This is a genomic window from Phreatobacter aquiterrae, assembly GCF_053471285.1.
In genome coordinates, this window is the sequence record NZ_JBJPHW010000008.1 from 103,743 (window position 1) to 119,597 (window position 15,855).

At 67.6% G+C, this 15,855-nt stretch carries 16 protein-coding genes; 5 read left to right on the plus strand and 11 right to left on the minus strand.

What is annotated here, in order from left to right; genetic code table 11:
* The 4 genes from ACJ4V0_RS13685 to ACJ4V0_RS13700 all read left to right on the plus strand — a co-directional run bounded on the left by ACJ4V0_RS13685 (window position 1) and on the right by ACJ4V0_RS13700 (window position 3,474).
* Window positions 1-1,338, plus strand: coding sequence for an ABC transporter substrate-binding protein (locus ACJ4V0_RS13685; protein WP_448300140.1), 1,338 nt, complete (start codon window positions 1-3; stop codon window positions 1,336-1,338).
* Between the two features lie 105 nt (window positions 1,339-1,443).
* Window positions 1,444-2,289 (plus strand): ABC transporter ATP-binding protein, encoded by an 846-nt coding sequence (locus ACJ4V0_RS13690; RefSeq protein WP_448300141.1) that lies wholly within the window; start codon window positions 1,444-1,446, stop codon window positions 2,287-2,289.
* A gap of 76 nt (window positions 2,290-2,365) precedes the next feature.
* A complete protein-coding gene (locus ACJ4V0_RS13695) occupies window positions 2,366-3,052 on the plus strand; it encodes a zinc metallopeptidase (protein ID WP_448300142.1) in 687 nt (228 codons plus the stop codon).
* Window positions 3,053-3,078: 26 nt separating this feature from the next.
* A complete protein-coding gene (locus tag ACJ4V0_RS13700) occupies window positions 3,079-3,474 on the plus strand; it encodes a nuclear transport factor 2 family protein (RefSeq protein ID WP_448300143.1) in 396 nt (131 codons plus the stop codon).
* 123 nt (window positions 3,475-3,597) lie between these two features.
* Here the strand turns inward: ACJ4V0_RS13700 and efp are convergent, their stop codons facing one another.
* Both efp and ACJ4V0_RS13710 read right to left on the minus strand, forming a co-directional pair.
* Window positions 3,598-4,167 (minus strand): elongation factor P, encoded by a 570-nt coding sequence (gene efp, locus ACJ4V0_RS13705; RefSeq protein ID WP_448300144.1) that lies wholly within the window; start codon window positions 4,165-4,167, stop codon window positions 3,598-3,600.
* 93 nt (window positions 4,168-4,260) lie between these two features.
* Complete coding sequence (locus tag ACJ4V0_RS13710) at window positions 4,261-5,085, minus strand: acyl-CoA thioesterase (RefSeq protein ID WP_448300145.1); 825 nt, start codon at window positions 5,083-5,085, stop codon at window positions 4,261-4,263.
* 104 nt (window positions 5,086-5,189) lie between these two features.
* Here ACJ4V0_RS13710 and epmA point away from each other — a divergent pair, with 104 nt between their 5' ends.
* Window positions 5,190-6,248, plus strand: coding sequence for an EF-P lysine aminoacylase EpmA (gene epmA, locus ACJ4V0_RS13715; protein WP_448300146.1), 1,059 nt, complete (start codon window positions 5,190-5,192; stop codon window positions 6,246-6,248).
* A 21-nt stretch (window positions 6,249-6,269) separates the two neighbouring features.
* On the opposite strand, the gene ACJ4V0_RS13720 is transcribed toward epmA, so the two are convergent.
* From ACJ4V0_RS13720 to ACJ4V0_RS13760, 9 genes are all read right to left on the minus strand, one after another.
* Window positions 6,270-6,860: a GNAT family N-acetyltransferase gene (locus ACJ4V0_RS13720; protein ID WP_448300147.1), complete on the minus strand. Its 591-nt coding sequence runs from the start codon at window positions 6,858-6,860 to the stop codon at window positions 6,270-6,272.
* Window positions 6,861-6,923: 63 nt separating this feature from the next.
* Complete coding sequence (locus ACJ4V0_RS13725) at window positions 6,924-7,805, minus strand: ABC transporter permease (protein WP_448300148.1); 882 nt, start codon at window positions 7,803-7,805, stop codon at window positions 6,924-6,926.
* 3 nt (window positions 7,806-7,808) lie between these two features.
* Window positions 7,809-8,750 (minus strand): ABC transporter permease, encoded by a 942-nt coding sequence (locus ACJ4V0_RS13730; RefSeq protein ID WP_448300149.1) that lies wholly within the window; start codon window positions 8,748-8,750, stop codon window positions 7,809-7,811.
* Between the two features lie 9 nt (window positions 8,751-8,759).
* On the minus strand, window positions 8,760-10,295 hold the full coding sequence (locus ACJ4V0_RS13735; protein ID WP_448300150.1) for an ABC transporter substrate-binding protein: 1,536 nt from the start codon (window positions 10,293-10,295) through the stop codon (window positions 8,760-8,762).
* A 60-nt stretch (window positions 10,296-10,355) separates the two neighbouring features.
* On the minus strand, window positions 10,356-11,075 hold the full coding sequence (locus ACJ4V0_RS13740) for a DUF1028 domain-containing protein (protein ID WP_448300151.1): 720 nt from the start codon (window positions 11,073-11,075) through the stop codon (window positions 10,356-10,358).
* 10 nt (window positions 11,076-11,085) lie between these two features.
* A complete protein-coding gene (locus tag ACJ4V0_RS13745; RefSeq protein WP_448300152.1) occupies window positions 11,086-12,888 on the minus strand; it encodes a gamma-glutamyltransferase family protein in 1,803 nt (600 codons plus the stop codon).
* Between the two features lie 103 nt (window positions 12,889-12,991).
* Complete coding sequence (locus ACJ4V0_RS13750; protein WP_448300153.1) at window positions 12,992-13,765, minus strand: short-chain dehydrogenase/reductase; 774 nt, start codon at window positions 13,763-13,765, stop codon at window positions 12,992-12,994.
* A gap of 16 nt (window positions 13,766-13,781) precedes the next feature.
* The gene (locus ACJ4V0_RS13755; RefSeq protein WP_448300154.1) at window positions 13,782-14,585 is read right to left on the minus strand and encodes an enoyl-CoA hydratase; all 804 of its coding nucleotides are present in this window, start codon (window positions 14,583-14,585) and stop codon (window positions 13,782-13,784) included.
* 23 nt (window positions 14,586-14,608) lie between these two features.
* On the minus strand, window positions 14,609-15,802 hold the full coding sequence (locus ACJ4V0_RS13760; protein ID WP_448300155.1) for a CaiB/BaiF CoA transferase family protein: 1,194 nt from the start codon (window positions 15,800-15,802) through the stop codon (window positions 14,609-14,611).
* Between the last annotated feature and the right edge of the window lie 53 nt (window positions 15,803-15,855).

Genomic DNA, 15,855 nt, shown 5'->3' on the forward strand with positions numbered 1-15,855 from the left:
ATGAATGGCTTCAAGTGGACGATGGCCGTCGCCTTCGCCGCAGGGCTCGCCTCGGCGGCGCCCCAGCCGGCGAGCGCCCAGGCCCAGGACACCATCTTCATCCCGCTGCTCAGCTACCGCACGGGACCCTTCGCCTCGTCGGGCATTCCGATCGCCAACGGCATGCGCGACTACCTGGAGATGATCAACCAGCGCGATGGCGGCATCAACGGCGTCAAGATCGTCATCGAGGAATGCGAGACCGGCTACGACACCAAGAAGGGCGTCGAATGCTACGACTCGCTGCGCTCGCGCAATCCGGTGGTCGTGAACCCCTATTCGACCGGCATCACGCTGCAGCTCATTCCGCGCGCCGCCGTCGACAAGGTGCCGATGCTGTCCATGGCCTATGGCCTGTCGGCCTCGGCTGACGGCAACACCTTCCCGTGGATCTTCAACCCGCCGGCCACCTACTGGGACGGCGCCTCGGTCATGGTCTCCTACATGGCCCAGCGCGAAGGCGGCTTCGACAAGCTGCGCGGCAAGACGCTCGGCCTGATCCATCTCGATGCGCCCTATGGCAAGGAGCCGATCCCGGTTCTCCAGGCCATGGCCGAGAAATACGGCTTCACACTGAGGCTCTATCCGGTGGCCGCCGCCGATATGCAGAACCAGAGCGCGATCTGGCTCAACATCCGCCGCGACCGCCCCACCTACCTCTACAACCAGGGCTGGGGCGCCATGAACCCGACCGCGGTGCGTGAGGCGATCCGCAACAACTTCCCCATCGACCGCCTCGTCGGCGTCTGGTGGGCCGGCGGTGATGACGACGCCCGCGCCGGTGGCGCCCAGGCGGCCGGCTACCGCATCCTGAACTTCCATCAGGCCGGCACGGACTTCCCCGTGATCCAGGACATCCTGAAGCACGTGGTCGACAAGAACCTGTCGCGAGTCGATGCGCGCTCGCGCGTGGGCGAGAACCTCTACAACCGCGGTGTCTACAACTCGATGCTGATGGTCGAGGCGATCCGCACCGCCCAGCAGCTCACCGGCAAGAAGGTGGTGACCGGCGAGGATGTGCGTCGCGGCTTCGAGTCGCTCAACATCACCGAGGCGCGGTTGAAGGAGATCGGCATGGAGGGCTTCGCGGCGCCCGTGCGGATTACCTGCGCGGACCATAACGGCCACAACAACGTCTTCGTGGCCCGCTGGGACGGCACCCGCTACGTGCGCGACAGCGACTGGATCGCGCCGATCCGCGACCTGGTCCGCCCGCTGATCGAGGATGCGGCGAAGAAGTACGCGGAAGCCAATGCCGGCTGGCCGCGCCGCACCGAGGCCTGCGACCAGCGGTCGTAAGCCTGTGAACGACATCGGGGGCCGCGGTCAGCCGCGGCTCCCGACCTGCATCGCAAGGTCTCCTGCGGCAGGTCCCTTCCGCCTTTCCGGTAACCGGATGGATTCATGACCGCCCAGACGAGCGCCACCATCGCCACCGCGCCTGCCCAGGACCTGATCCTCGACGTCAGCAACATCGAGGTCATCTACGACCACGTCATCCTGGTGCTGAAGGGCGTCTCCCTCGTCGTGCCGCGCGGCGGCATCGTCGCGATCCTCGGCGCCAACGGGGCCGGCAAGACGACCACGCTGAAGGCGATTTCCAATCTCCTGCACGCCGAACGCGGCGAGGTGACCAAGGGCCACATCGTCTTCGAGGGCGAGGAGGTGCAGGCCTTGTCCCCTAACGAACTGGTGCGGCGCGGCTGCATCCAGGTGATGGAGGGCCGGCACTGTTTCGGCCATCTCACCATCGAGGAGAACCTGCTCACCGGCGCCTTCACGCGCCGCGATGGCAAGGCCGCGATCCGCGACGACATCGAGAAAATCTACGCCTATTTCCCAAGGCTGAAGGATCGCCGCCATTCCATGTCCGGCTACACCTCGGGCGGCGAGCAGCAGATGTGCGCCATCGGGCGGGCGCTGATGAGCCGGCCGAAGATGATCCTCCTCGACGAGCCTTCGATGGGCCTCGCGCCGCAGATCGTCGAGCAGATCTTCGAGATCGTCCGCGACATCAACGGGCGCGAGGGCGTGTCCTTCCTCGTCGCCGAGCAGAACACCAACATGGCGCTGCGCTATGCCACCTTCGGCTACATCATGGAAACGGGCCGTATCGTGATGGACGGCGATGCCAAGTCGCTGCGCGAGAACGAGGACGTCAAGGAATTCTATCTCGGCGTTTCCGAGGGCGACAAGCGGAGCTTCCGGGACGTGAAGAGCTACAAGCGGCGCAAGCGCTGGCTGGCGTGACGGGTGGGGCCATCGGTCGCGGTTCGTCCGCGGCCCCTTGAACTTCGCGGCAGGGCATGACGACTTAAGGGGCGTCATGCCCTTTCTCATTCTCCTCGGCGTCATCGCCCTCGTCGCCCTGATCTTCGGCCCGCAATGGTGGGTGAAGGCGCAGATGACGCGTCACGGCGCCGCGCGCGAGGACTTCCCCGGAACCGGCGGCGAACTCGCCGGGCACCTTCTGGAACAGGCCGGCCTCGCCGACGTCAAGGTCGAGCGGACCGATGCCGGGGACCACTACGATCCGATCGGCCGGGTCGTCCGGCTCTCGCACGACGTTCATGACGGCCGCTCGGTGACGGCGGTGGCGGTCGCCGCCCACGAGGTCGGCCATGCCGTGCAGCACCGGGACGGCGACCGGCTGTTCCTCTGGCGCATCCGGATGGCGGAGGCGGCGCAAAAGCTGGAGATCGCCGCGGCGGTGCTCTTCGCCACGGCGCCGCTCGTGCTGGTCTTCGTCCGGTCGCCGGTCATCGTGGTGCTCCAGATCGTGGTGGCGCTGGCGCTCCTCGGCTCGCGGCTCGCCATGCATCTCGTCACCCTTCCGATGGAGTTCGACGCAAGTTTCGGCAAGGCGCTGCCGGTGCTGTCGAAAGGCGGCTACCTGCATGAGAACGACGTTCCGGCGGCGCGCTCCGTCCTGCGGGCGGCGGCGCTGACCTATGTCGCCTCGGCGCTCGTCACCCTGCTAGACCTCACCCGCATCATCCGTGTCTTGCGCTGACGCCTCCAGCCCGGCATGAAGACGGCATGAGCCAAACCGTTCTCGACCGCTGGTATGCGGCCCTCAAGGCCGGTGACGCCGCAGCGCTCGCCGCGGTGACCACCGATGACGTCACCGTGCGCTGGAACGGCCCGCCGGGGATCGTTCCCTGGGCGGGGCTCTGGGAGGGGCGCACCAAGGTGCTGACCTTCTTCAAGCGCGTCGCCGAGCATCTGGAGATCGTCTCGATCGACACCGTCAACCGCATCGAGGCTGATGCCGGCATCGTCACCATCCTCGAGGGGCATTGGCGGGTGCGCGCCAGCGGCGAGGAGCTCAAGGTTCGCGCCGCCAACGTCTTCCGCTTCGAGGGTGATCGTGTCGTCTCCTACGAGGTCTATCCAGACAGCTACTCCTTCGCCAAGGCACTGGCCAAGGCGTGAGCGCCTGTGGGCTGCGGACCTTCGCCCGAAGTCGTGCATGTACCTGCCTCTGGATCCCCTCCCACGAAAAAGGCCGGGCTTTCGGCCCGGCCTTTGGATCGGAAACGCTGACGGCGCGGAGGATCAGTCCTTGGCGCGTTCGGAATAGGAGCCGTCCTCGGTCATCACGACGATGCGCGTGCCGACGCCGATATGCGGCGGGACGAGCGTGCGCACGCCGTTCGACAGGATGGCCGGCTTGTAGGAGGAGGACGCCGTCTGGCCCTTGGTCACCGGCTCGGTCTCGACCACGTCCAGCGTCACGCGCTGCGGCAGTTCGATGCCGACCGCATTGCCCTCGTAAACAGACAGCTTCACTTCCATCTCGCTCTGGAGATAGGGCTTGGCGTCGCCGAGGATGTCGTCGGGCACGGAGATCTGGTCGTAGTTCTCCTTGTTCATGAAGTGGTTGCCGTCGCCATCCGAGTAGAGATAGGTGTGCGGACGGTCCTCGACATAGGCGCGCTCGACCATCTCGGTGGTGCGCCAGCGCTCGGACACCTTCACGCCGTCGGAGAGGCGGCGCATGTCGACCTGCGTCACCGGCGTGCCCTTGCCGGGGTGGATGTTCTGGGCGGAGACGATCAGGTAGAGCTTGCCGTCGACTTCGAGAATATTGCCCTTGCGGACGGAGGAGGCGATGACCTTCGGCACGGGTGCGGTCCTTGGGATTGGCGGGTCAGTTCCCGCATGATCTGTCGCGCCGTCGCATAGACGAAGTCGCGGCAAAGCGCCACCCCTGCGGCGCTATTCGCGGAACCACACGACCTGCGCGGTGGTGGCCAGAAGCTGTCCCGACTGCGACCAGAGCTCGGCCTGTTGGTCGTGGAACTGGTCGCCGAAACGCACCGAATCCGCCTTGGCGAGCACGGGCTTCGTCCCCTGCTCGGCCAGCTCCTCGGCACTCGCATGAAAATAGGACGTCATCGACACCGTGCCGGCCGGCGTCCTGAGGCCGCGAACCTGAAAGACGCGGACGATGAAGATGTCGCAGAGGGAGGCGAGCGCGACGTGGTCCAGCGGCCGCGGAGGCTGGTCGGCGACCCAGAGCAGCGAGGTCGCACTCTGCGGCGTTTCATGGGCCTCGCTCTTGAGGATCGGCAGGCCGGAGACATAGCGGAACTCGTAGGCGTTCAGCCAGGCGAGCGGCGGCTTCTTCGCAAGGACCGGAACGGCGTCGGCCGGCGGGGCCACAGGCATGGGTGACGCATGATGGCGCCAGGTCTCGGAGCGGCGGGCAAAGACCATGGTCGCATTGGCGGCGATCGTCTCGCCCTGGACCAACTCGGCATAGAAGTGCTGGACCGAGCGGCCCGACCGAACCTCCTTCACGGTGATGGCGAAGGCTCCTTCCGCAATGGGAGCGCAGAAATTCACCGTCTGCGCCACCGGTTCGCCGATGCGCACGGGATGATCCATCGCCGCCTTCAGCAACTGTGCCGCGGTGATGCCACCGAAGGGGCCCACCATGTTCCAGTAGGCGGGCGAGGTGTGGCCTGCGAGCGTGCCGTCGGCCTCGCGGCGGAAGACCATCGCGGCGTCGAGTGGGTGGGGGGCGGCGGTGTCGGACATGCGGGCTCGGGGGCGGTTGCGTTGATCGCGGCGGAGCCTATGAGGGGGAGGGCGCGTCCGCAATGACGCCGAAAGTCATGGGTCGATCAGGGGACCGGACGAGCATGAGCCAGCAGCCATCGCCCTGGTGGGACATTCACCGCCACGCCGACCGCCGGCCTTTCCTGACGGCGCGCGGGCGGATCAAGGTAGCTTTGCGCGGCTGGTTCGCGGAACGGCACTTCACCGAGGTCGAGGCCGGCATCCTGCAGGTCTCGCCTGGCAACGAGGCTCACCTGCACGCCTTCGCCACGGAGGCGGTAACGATCGACGGACGGCGGGCGCCGCTCTTTCTCCACACCTCTCCGGAATTCGCTGCCAAGAAGCTGATCGCCGCCGGCGAGACGCGCATCGTCGATTTCGCCCGCGTCTTCCGCAATCGCGAGCGGGGGCCGCTGCACCATCCGGAATTCACGATGGTCGAGTGGTACCGCGTCGGCGAGACCTATGAGCGCCTGATGGCCGATTGCGCCGACCTGCTGCGCCTCGCCTGCGCGGTGACGGAGCGCGATGCCCTCGTCTGGCGTGAGGCAAGCTGTGATCCCGCTCTCGAGCCGGAACGGCTTACGCTTGCGGAGGCCTTCGAGCGCCATGCCGGCATTGACCTCCTCGCCACCATCGCCGCTTCGGGAAAGACCGACCGCGACGCTCTCGCGGCCGCCGCCCGGACCGCCGGCATCCGCGTTTCGGACGATGACGGCTGGGCCGACATTTTCTCGAAGGTGCTCGTGGAACGGGTCGAGCCGCGTCTCGGCTTCGGCCAGGCGACGATCCTCTGCGAGTATCCGGTGAGCGAGGCGGCGCTGGCCCGGCCCAAGGCATCGGACCCCCGCGTTGCCGAGCGCTTCGAGCTCTATGCCTGCGGCGTCGAACTGGCGAACGCCTTCGGCGAACTGACCGATCCGAACGAGCAGCGCCGCCGGTTCGAGGCCGAGATGGCGGAGAAGTCCCGCGTTTATGGCGAGGCCTACCCGATCGACGAAGACCTGCTGGCGGCTCTTGCCCACATGCCGCCGACCTCCGGCATCGCGCTCGGCTTCGAGCGGCTCGTCATGCTCGCCAGCGGGGCACGGCACATCGAGGACGTCATCTGGACGCCGGTGCCGGACCTGCCGGGTCGCTGAGGGCCGGCGCTTTCCGCGACTTCAGAGGATCGGGATGCGCGGGGCAGCGTCGCGCGAAATGCGGCCGGTGCAGCGCGGGTCGTCGATCACCTCGATGGCCCGCCTGAAGGGAACGAAACCACAGCGGCGGTAGAAGTTCAGCGCGCCCGGATGATCGAGCGTGCAGGTGTGCAGCCAGACGCGCCGCGTTTCGGGCTGCCAGGCCTTGTCGAGGGCTGCGGCCATCATGCGCGGGCCAAGTCCCTGTCCGGTCGCGCCGGGCTTCAGGCCGAAGAAGGAGATCTCGACATTCGAGGGATCGCGGCGATCGAGTTCGACGATCCCGGTCTCGCCATCCGCGCCGTCGGCGACGAAGAGTTCGTTGCCGGGCCGGTGAAGGATGGCCGCGAGTGCCCCGTCGCTCATCAGCAGGCGCGAGGTCCACAGCCAGTCGAGGCCGATCGCGGCGTAGAAGGCGCGGTACCAGGTAAGGTCGGGCGCCGGGACGTGCTGCAGCACGAGCGGGTCGGCGATGGCCGCGACCGGCCGTTCGCCCATCTCCAGATAGGTCACGACAGCGGCGATCTTGCCGGCGGGAACATTGGTATATCCGTCGAGATTGAGTTCGGTCATGGCCTGCCTGCTGTGGTGCGGTGGCAGTTGTGCCAGCGCACGCACCGCAACACCAGTCGAAGGCTATTTCGCCTTCGGGTCCAGCGCGTCGCGCAGGCCGTCGCCGAGCAGGTTGAAGCTCAGCACGGTGATGAAGATGGCAAGGCCCGGGAAGATCGCCATCCACGGCGCGTTCGACAGGAAGCGCTGCGCGACGTTGAGCATCGATCCCCAGGAGGGAGCAGGCGGCTGCTGGCCGAGGCCGAGGAAGGAGAGCGAGGCCTCCGCGATGATGGCGGTGGCGATCGTCAGCGTGCCCTGCACGAGGAGCTGCGGCATGACATTGGGCAGGATATGCTTCCAGGCGATGCGCACCTTGGTGTTGCCGACCGCGCGGGCCGCCTCGACATAGTCCTCCATCTTGATCGACAGCACCTGGCCGCGGGTCAGGCGCACGAAGACGGGCGTCGCGGTGATGCCGATGGCGATCATGGCGTTCTGCAGCGAGGGGCCGAGGAAGGCGGCGAGTGCAATCGCGAGGATGAGGAAGGGGCAGGCGAGCATGGCGTCGGTGACGCGCGAGATCAGCGCGTCGGTCCAGCCGCCGACATAGCCGGCCAGAAGCCCGAGCGGGACGCCGGCAACAATGGCGATGGCGACGGAGATCACGCCGGCCGAGAGCGAGGCGCGGGTGCCGTAGACGACGCGTGAGAAGATATCGCGGCCGACCTCGTCGGAGCCTAGCCAGTGGGCGAAGGATGGCGCCTGCCTGACGGCGCGCCAGCTCTGCTGCGTCGGGTCGTGGGTCGCGATGAGCGGCGCGAAGATGGCGAGGATCGCCAGCAGGGCGAGGAGGACCAGCGCCACCATGGCGGTGCGGCGCTTCTTCAGCCGCCGCCACGCGCGCGCGCCCGGGCTCTCGTAGGTTTCATCGCCAACGGCAGGGAGGGTGGAGGCGAGGGCCATGGCTCAGGTCCTCAGGCGCGGGTTGGCGAGGATGTAGCCGATATCGGCCAACAGGTTCAGCACGATGTAGGTCGTGGCCGTCACCAGCACGACGCCCTGCACCACCGCATAGTCGCGGTTGAAGACGGCATCGACGATGAGCTTGCCGAAGCCCGGAATGGAGAAGATCTGCTCCGTCAGCACGGCGCCCGACAGCAGCGTGCCGAATTCGAGCGCGCCGAGCGTGATGACCGGGGTCAGCGCATTGCGCAGGCCGTGCTTGAGGATGACCGTCCGTTCGTCGAGCCCCTTGGCGCGGGCGGTGCGCACATAGTCGCTCTCCATCACCTGCAGCATGGCTGCGCGGGTGTGTCGCATGATGACGCCGGCGAAGGAATTGCCGAGCACGAAGGCCGGCATGATGGTCGCGGCCATGGAGGCCCAGAAATCCTCGAAGGGCGAGACATAGCCCGAGGCCGGCAGCCAGCCGAGCTGCACAGAGAACAGAAAGATCATCATGATCCCAAGCCAGAAATTCGGCGTCGAGATGCCCCAGAGAGCCACGACGTTGACGACGTAGTCCCAGACGCTGTCCTTCTTCACCGCCGAGATGATGCCGGCGGGAATACCGATGCCGAGGGTGAAGATCATCGCCATGACCGCGAGCTGCACGGTGACCGGCAGCTTCTGCGCGACGAGGGTGGCGACAGGCTCGGAGAGGCGCATGCTCTCTCCGAGATCGCCGCGGAAGACGCCGCCGATCCAGGCGAGGTACTGGATCGGCAGCGGCTGGTCGAGGCGGTAGCGCTTCCGGATCTGCTCGATCACCTCCGGGTCCTTCTCCTCGCCCGCCATGACGAGCGCGGGGTCCCCCGGCAGCAATTGCTGCAGGAGGAAGATCAGCACCGACACGAAGAAGATCGTCGGGATGAGCTGAAGGAGCCGCCTGGTGATCAGTGTGAACATGGCCGGCCGTCAGTTTGCGCGGAACTTCAGGCCGACGACGCGCACCAGGCCGTCGGGGAAGGCACGAAAGCCTTCCAGACGGGCGGAATGCACGATGACCACCGGGCGATGGTAGAGATAGACGATGCCGCCCTCGGTGAGCAGCAGCTCCGTCAGCTTCTCGTAGATCGCCTTGCGCTCGGCCGCGTCCGTCTTGGTGCGCGCTTCGGCGAGCAGAGCCTCGGCGGCCGGGTTGCAATAGCCCGAATAGTTCAGCGGCTGGCGGCAACCGTGGAAGGAGAACAGGTTGCCGTCAGGGTCGGTGCGGCCCGACCAGTTGAGCATGTAGGCCTGGTAGCGGCCCTGCTCGGCCTCCTGGAGGGAGGTGGCGAACTCCGTGACGCGGATCTTCAGGTCGAAGCCGGCCTCCGCCGTCATGGCCTGCAGCACCTCGGCGATCTGCCGCACTTCCGGGTTGTTCGGCACCATGAAGTCGACGGCGAGGGGCCCGGTGACGCCGGCCGCCTGCATCAGCTGGCGCGCCTTGGCGACGTCGCGCTGCGGCACGGGGAAGCGGGACTGGTAGTAGGGGTTCTGCGGGTTGATCCACTGGTTGCCTGGCATGGCCGCGCCGTTGAACACGACCTGGTTCAGCGCCTGCCGGTCGATGGCGAGCGAGAAGGCCTGCATGATGCGCGGATCGCGCCCAAAGGCCTGCTTGCCGGCATCCGACTTGGCAAGGTTCAGCGTCACGCCCTGGTAGCCGAGATCGACGCCAACCGCGAGGCGGAGCTGCGCATTGGCGCGGATCTGTGGCACGTCGGTGGCGAGCGCCCGCTCGATCAGGTCGAGCTGGCCGGAGCGCAGGTTGGCGAGGCGCACGGTGGCATCGGCGATCGGGCGATACTCGATTCGCTGGATCGTAACCTTGTCCTTGTCCCAGTAGTCGGCGAAACGCTCGACCACGATGCGGTCCTGCTGGACGCGCTCGACGAACCTGTAGGGACCGGCGCAGACCGGCGTCGAGCCGAAGCGCTCACCGAGTTCACGGGCGGCCTTGGGGCTGACCATCATGCCGGCGCGGTCGGTGAGCTGCGAAAGAAGCGGCGAGAAGGGCTGCTTCAGGAGCAGGCGGACGGTCAGCGGGTCGACCACCTCGACCTTGTCGATGGCGGAGAGTTCGGGCCGGCGGAACGAGCCCTGCATGGTCATGTGGCGCTCGAGCGAGAACTTGACGGCCTCGGCGTCCATGGTTTCGCCGTCGTGGAATTTGACGCCGGGCCTGAGCTTGATGGTGACCGTTTTGCCGTCGGCGGAGGTCTCATGGGACAGCGCGAGCTGCGGGACGATGGCGAGCTTGTCATCGATGTCGAAGAGCTTGTCGCAGATCGAGGCGAAGACGATGCGGCCGACATAGGTGCGGCCGCGGGTGGGATCGAGAACGTCCGGGTCCTCGGCAAGGCCGATGCGCAGCACCGGCTGCTGGGCCGCCGCGCCGGTGAGCGAGGCGGCAAGGAGGAAGGCACTGGCCGTCCAGGTGAAAGTCCGTCGCAAGGTCGTTGTCATGGGGTTCTGTCCTCTGTCGGTTCGGCGCGTAACGCACTCTTCTGCGGGTTCATGAAAGGGTCAGTCCTGGTCCGCCCCTCGGGCGAGGGCTGCATCGATGGCGGCGTTGATGACGTCGCGGTCATAGGTGCCGCTCGGATCATCCTTGGTGGCGAAGAAGCGGGCGAAATGGACGAAGCGCTCGCGCGAGACCTTCTCCAGCCGCTCCAGTTCGGCGAGCGGATCGGCATGGTCGTCGACACGCAGCGACAGGCTCGGGTATTCCTCGCCCTCGTGGATGAGGAGCGCGGCCGACTGCTTGCCGCGCTTGTCGCCCCCTGCCGCCTCGCCCGCCTTGAGCGCCGCGATGAGCCGCCGCGCGAAGGGCAGGGCGGCCCCGTCCCGAAAGGCGCGCGCAGTTTCGGCGATCACTCCGGGACCGGCCAGCATGTTGCCGGCGACCGAGAAGCCATCGTGGATGGCATGGCCGCACCAGTCGACGCATCCGGACCCCGTGTGGGCGGCGAACCGTCCCGCCTTGTCCATGACATGCAACTGTCTCTGGCTCTCTCCGGCGTCCGAGGCCGTCAGGAGCCGGACGACCTCATCGGCCGGAACTCCCTCGCGCAGCAGCCTCAGGCCGCGCGGGCCATAAGTCGGATTGATCAGCGCCTGCGTCGCCACCGCTCCGGCGGCCGGATCGATGTGCGGCAAAAGCGCGCCGACGGCAAAGAAGCGGGTTGCCACGGCGATGCCGATGGCCCCTGTCGTCTCGTCGCTCGCAATGATCGACCAGGTCATGACACCATCCTCATCGCCCGACCGCGTAGCCCTGCATGCCGCGCGGGTTGGCGGCGGCCTTCAGGCGATGGCCCTCCTTGCGCGCGCCCGTGAGGCGACCCTCCGACCATGCGCCGCCGACCTCGACCTCGTGGCCGCGGCGGCGGAGTTCGGCGATGGTCGCCTCCGGGAACCGGCTCTCGACGACGATGACGCCGGGCCGCGAGGTGCGCGGCCAGAAGGAGCCGGGGAAGTGCTCGGTATGCCAGGCGGGCGCGTCGATCGCCTCCTGCAGGTTCATGCCGGCATGGACGTGGCGCAGGAACATCTGCGGGATCCACTGGTCCTGCTGGTCGCCGCCGGGCGAGCCCCACGCGAGGTAGGGTGCGCCGTCGCGATAGGCGATGGTCGGGGTCAGCGTCGAGCGCGGCCGCTTGCCGGGCACGAGCGCCGCCGGATGGGTCTCGTCGAGCCAGAACATCTGCGCCCGCGATCCCAGGCAGAAACCGAGATCGGGAATGATGGGGGAGGACTGCAGCCAGCCACCGGAGGGGGTCGATGAGACCATGTTGCCCCAGCGGTCGATGATGTCGAAATGCACCGTGTCGCCGCGGGTCACGCCGTCAGTGTCAGTCTCGATGTCGCCGACGGTTGGTTCGCCTGCGCCCGTGGCGCCGACCGCCACGCGCTTGCCGGTGGCAACGCGCGCATCGACCTTGCCGCCCGCGCCGGCGATGGTGCCGGGGCGCAGCTCCAGCGAGGCCGTGTCGCCGATCAGCTTGCGGCGCTCGGCATTGTAGGCGTCCGACAGGAGGGTCGCGATCGGCACGTCGACGAAGTCCGGATCGCCGTAAAAGGCCTCGCGGTCGGCGAAGGCCAGCTTGGCGGCCTCGGTGACGAGGTGGACGAAGTCGGGGCCGGCCACGTCGATGCCGTCGAGGCCCATGCCGTTGAGCAGGGAGAGCTGCTGCAGGCAGGCGAGGCCCTGGCTCCAGGTCGAGGGCTTGAAGACGCGGTAGCGGCCGTAGTCGTAGTGGATGGGCGCCTCGACGCTGGCCTTCCAGGTTGCCATGTCCTGGCCGGTGAGGACGCCGCGATTGTGCTGGCCGGTGACGTCATAGACCGCCTCGGTGCGGCAGAACCTGTCGATGGCCTCGGCGACGAATCCCTGGCTCCAGACGAAGCGGGCGCGGGCGATCTCGTCCTCGCGGGTGCCGCCTTCGCTTTCGCGCAGGACCCGCTCGTAGGTTTCGGCGAGCTTGACGTTGGTGAAGAGGTCTCCCGGCTTCGGCACCTCGCCACCCGGCAGATAGACGGCTGCCGAGGTCGGCCAGTGCTCGCGGAACAGGCCTTCCACCGTCCGGATGGTCGCCGTGATGCGTTCGACCAGCGGATAGCCGTTGCGGGCGTAGGAGATGGCCGCTTCCAGCACGTCGCGCGGGCGCATGGTGCCGTAGTCGCGCAACATCAGCATCCAGGTGTCGAAGGCGCCGGGGATGCAGGTGGCGAGAAGGCCGGTGCCGGGCACGAGATCAAGGCCGAGCGAGCGGTAGTGCGCGATTGTGGCGCCGGCGGGCGCAGGCCCCTGGCCGCAGATCACCTCGACGGCTTCCTTCCTCGTGTCATAGAGGATGACGGGGACGTCTCCGCCCGGGCCGTTCAGATGCGGCTCGACGATCTGCAGTGTGAAGGCTGCGGCGCAGCCGGCGTCGAAGGCGTTGCCGCCGCGCTCGAGGATGCCCATGGCAACGGCCGAGGCGATCCAGTGCGTGGTGGCTACGACGCCGAAGGTGCCGTCGATCTCGGGCCGGGTGGTGAAGCGCGGGCTGCTCACAGGATCGTCCTTCCATGCCATTCGGTCGACGCGGACGGGCCGGCCTTGCAAAGGGCTTGTATCATAAGCAAGACATGAGCCAAGCCGCCAGTGGCACCTTGTCTCAACCCCTGAACGCCATCCCGCCATCCACGTCGAGTGTCGCGCCCGAGACGTAGCCGCAGGCCGGCGATGCGAGGAATGCCGCCGCATTGGCGATTTCCCTGGGCTCGATGAGCCGGCTGAGCGGCAGGCCCGTGAGCAGCTCCTCCCAGCGGCTCTCGTCGCCAAAGGCGGCAACTGCCTTTTGTTTGGACAGCGAGATGATGCGGTCCGTACGCGTTGCAGCCGGATTGATGCCGAAGATGCGGACGCCCCATTCCTGCGACTTGCCGCCGACGGCGCCGGTGAAGGCGATGAGCGCGGCATTGCCGGCGCCGCCGCAGACGTAATCGTAGCGCGGCAGGCGGCCGCCCATGCCGATGACGTTGACGATCACCCCGCCGCCGCGGTCCTTCATGACACCGAGCGCCAGCTTCGTCAGGTGGATGTAGCCCATCACCTTGAGCGCCCAGGCCTCCTCCCAGCGTTCCAGCGACAGGTCGAGCAGGCCGCCGGCAGGGATCGCGCCGGCATTGTTGATGAGAATGTCGGCGTCCCGGTGGTTGGCCCACAGCGCCTCGCGATCGGCCGGGCGCGACAGGTCGGCGGTGGTGAACTCCACCGGCCCCTGATGCCGGCCCTTCAGTTCCGCCGAGACTGCCGAGAGGCGGCGCGCATCGCGGGCCACCATGACGACATGGGCGCCCTCGGCCGCGAAGACTTCGGCGCAGGCGAGGCCGATGCCCTTGGAAGCGCCGGTGACGACGACCTTCTTGCCGGCCAATCCGAGATCCATGGCTCCGTCCTCCCGGTCATTCGCCCCTGAAGTCGGGCAGTCGCTTTTCGAGGAACGCCTTCTGGCCCTCCTTGTAGTCCGCGGAGTTGAAGCAGCGCGCGACCAGGGCATCGACAGCCTCGGCATCCTGCTCGGCTTCCGGCTTCGACAGTTCGACCAGCGAGCGCTTGATCGCGGCAAGGGTCAAGGGCGCGTTGGCGGCCACCGTGTCGAGATAGGCCTGCACTTCCGTCTCGAAGCTCTCGCGCGGCCAGGCGCGATGGATGACGTTGGCGCGCTCGCCGTCAGCGGCGTCGAGGATGCGGGCGGAGATGAGAATGTCGGCGACCGCCGCCATGCCGAGCTTCTTGATCATCATCTTGATGCTGGAAAAGCCATAGCCAAGGCCGAGGCGGGCGGCCGGGACGCGGAAACGGGAATCGGAGGTGGCGAAGCGCAGGTCGCAGGTCAGCGCCAGGGCGCAGCCACCGCCGAAGCAGATGCCGCGGATGACGGCGATGGTGGGCTTTGCGGCATTGTGGATGGCGGCCATGCCGTCGGCGACGGCCCGGTCATAGGCGCGCACGGCCTCCTCGCCGGTGCGCTTCTCGCCGAACTGGGAGATGTCGGCGCCGGCGCAGAAGGCCTTCTCGCCCGCACCGGTGACGACGATGACCCGGACGGAGCGATCCTCTTCGGCGCGCTTCACCAGTCCCGGCACGCTCGACCACATGTCGAACGTCATGGCGTTCATCTTGGCGGGCTGGTCGATGGTCAGCGTGGCGATGCCGTTCGCCGCTGCATAGCGCACGGAGGGCTTGTGCTCGGAGCCTTGGGTCAAGGGATGTCCTTTCAAACGAAACGTCAGACGATCTTGGAGGCGCGCAGGCGCGCGATGTCGGCGGGCGAGAAGCCTGCCTCGGCCAGAACCTCGTCGGTATGCTCGCCGGGCTCGGGCACCGGCGTCTGGACCGTGGGCGGCGTGCGCGACATGACGAGCGGCTGGGAGATGAGGCGGATGTCGCCGCGGGCGTGGTGGTGGATCGGCACGGCCATGCCGAGATGCTCGACCTGCGGATCGGCGAAGACCTCGTCCATGGTGTAGATGGGGCCGGCCGGCACACCCCCGCTCTCCAGCCGATCGAGCCAGTACCCGGTCGATTGCGTGCGGAACAGATCGCCGAGCAGGCCCATCAGGGCAGGGCGGTGGCGGAAGCGCTGCCTCGCGGTCGCATAGTCGGGATGGTCGGCGAGATCGTCTCGTCCGACGGCCTTGCAGAAGCTCTTCCACTGGCCCTCGCCGCCGACGCCGACATTGACGTAGCCGTCAGCGGTCGGCAGCACGCCCATCGGCGTCGAATGCGGGTGGTCGTTGCCGTTCTGCGGCGGCACCTTGCCGTCGACCGTGTAGACGGCGGCCTGGAAGTCGCACATGGCGATCATCGCCTGCAGGAGCGAGGTTTGCACCCACTGGCCCTCGCCCGACTTCTCGCGCTCGGCCAGGGCGACCATGATGCCGGTCGCCGCATAGATGCCGGCGGCGGAATCGGCGACCGCGATGCCGGCCCGCATCGGTCCCTGGCCGGCATGACCGGTGATCGCCATGAGGCCCCCCATGCCCTGGGCGATCTGGTCGAAGCCGGCGCGGGTGCGGTAGGGGCCGGTCTGGCCGAAGCCGGAGACCGAGGCGAGGATGATGCGCGGGTTCACCGCCTTCAGCGCCTCGTAGCCGATGCCGAGCCGGTCCTTGACGTCGGGCCGGTAGTTCTCGACCACCACGTCGGCGGTCTCTACCAGCTTCAGGAAGACGGCGCGCCCCTCTGCGGTCTTCAGGTTCAGGGCCAGCGACCGCTTGTTGCGATGCAGGTTCTGCATGTCGAAGCCGTGGCGGTCGCCCGACATGGTTTCGTTCGGATCGACGCCGGGCGGCGCCTCGATCTTGATCACGTCGGCGCCGAAATCGGCGAGGACGCGGCAGCAGGTCGGGCCGGCCCTGACGCGGGTCAGGTCGAGAACGCGGATGTGGTCGAGCGCAGTGGAGGGGCGCGGTCTGGGCATGTCCTGTCCGAAGCTGATCCCGGGGCCGCAGACACTAGGATTGTTTGGCGGCC

Bases quoted from the DNA above. Each gene is read 5' to 3' on its own strand.
- ACJ4V0_RS13700 (WP_448300143.1), top strand. From the start codon at position 3,079: ATGAGCCAAACCGTTCTCGACCGCTGGTATGCGGCCCTCAAGGCCGGT.
- ACJ4V0_RS13710 (WP_448300145.1), bottom strand. From the start codon at position 5,085: ATGTCCGACACCGCCGCCCCCCACCCACTCGACGCCGCGATGGTCTTC.
- ACJ4V0_RS13695 (WP_448300142.1), top strand. From the start codon at position 2,366: ATGCCCTTTCTCATTCTCCTCGGCGTCATCGCCCTCGTCGCCCTGATC.
- ACJ4V0_RS13730 (WP_448300149.1), bottom strand. From the start codon at position 8,750: ATGTTCACACTGATCACCAGGCGGCTCCTTCAGCTCATCCCGACGATC.
- ACJ4V0_RS13685 (WP_448300140.1), top strand. From the start codon at position 1: ATGAATGGCTTCAAGTGGACGATGGCCGTCGCCTTCGCCGCAGGGCTC.
- epmA (WP_448300146.1), top strand. From the start codon at position 5,190: ATGAGCCAGCAGCCATCGCCCTGGTGGGACATTCACCGCCACGCCGAC.
- ACJ4V0_RS13750 (WP_448300153.1), bottom strand. From the start codon at position 13,765: ATGGATCTCGGATTGGCCGGCAAGAAGGTCGTCGTCACCGGCGCTTCC.
- ACJ4V0_RS13720 (WP_448300147.1), bottom strand. From the start codon at position 6,860: ATGACCGAACTCAATCTCGACGGATATACCAATGTTCCCGCCGGCAAG.
- ACJ4V0_RS13690 (WP_448300141.1), top strand. From the start codon at position 1,444: ATGACCGCCCAGACGAGCGCCACCATCGCCACCGCGCCTGCCCAGGAC.
- ACJ4V0_RS13740 (WP_448300151.1), bottom strand. From the start codon at position 11,075: ATGACCTGGTCGATCATTGCGAGCGACGAGACGACAGGGGCCATCGGC.
- ACJ4V0_RS13725 (WP_448300148.1), bottom strand. From the start codon at position 7,805: ATGGCCCTCGCCTCCACCCTCCCTGCCGTTGGCGATGAAACCTACGAG.
- ACJ4V0_RS13735 (WP_448300150.1), bottom strand. From the start codon at position 10,295: ATGACAACGACCTTGCGACGGACTTTCACCTGGACGGCCAGTGCCTTC.
- ACJ4V0_RS13760 (WP_448300155.1), bottom strand. From the start codon at position 15,802: ATGCCCAGACCGCGCCCCTCCACTGCGCTCGACCACATCCGCGTTCTC.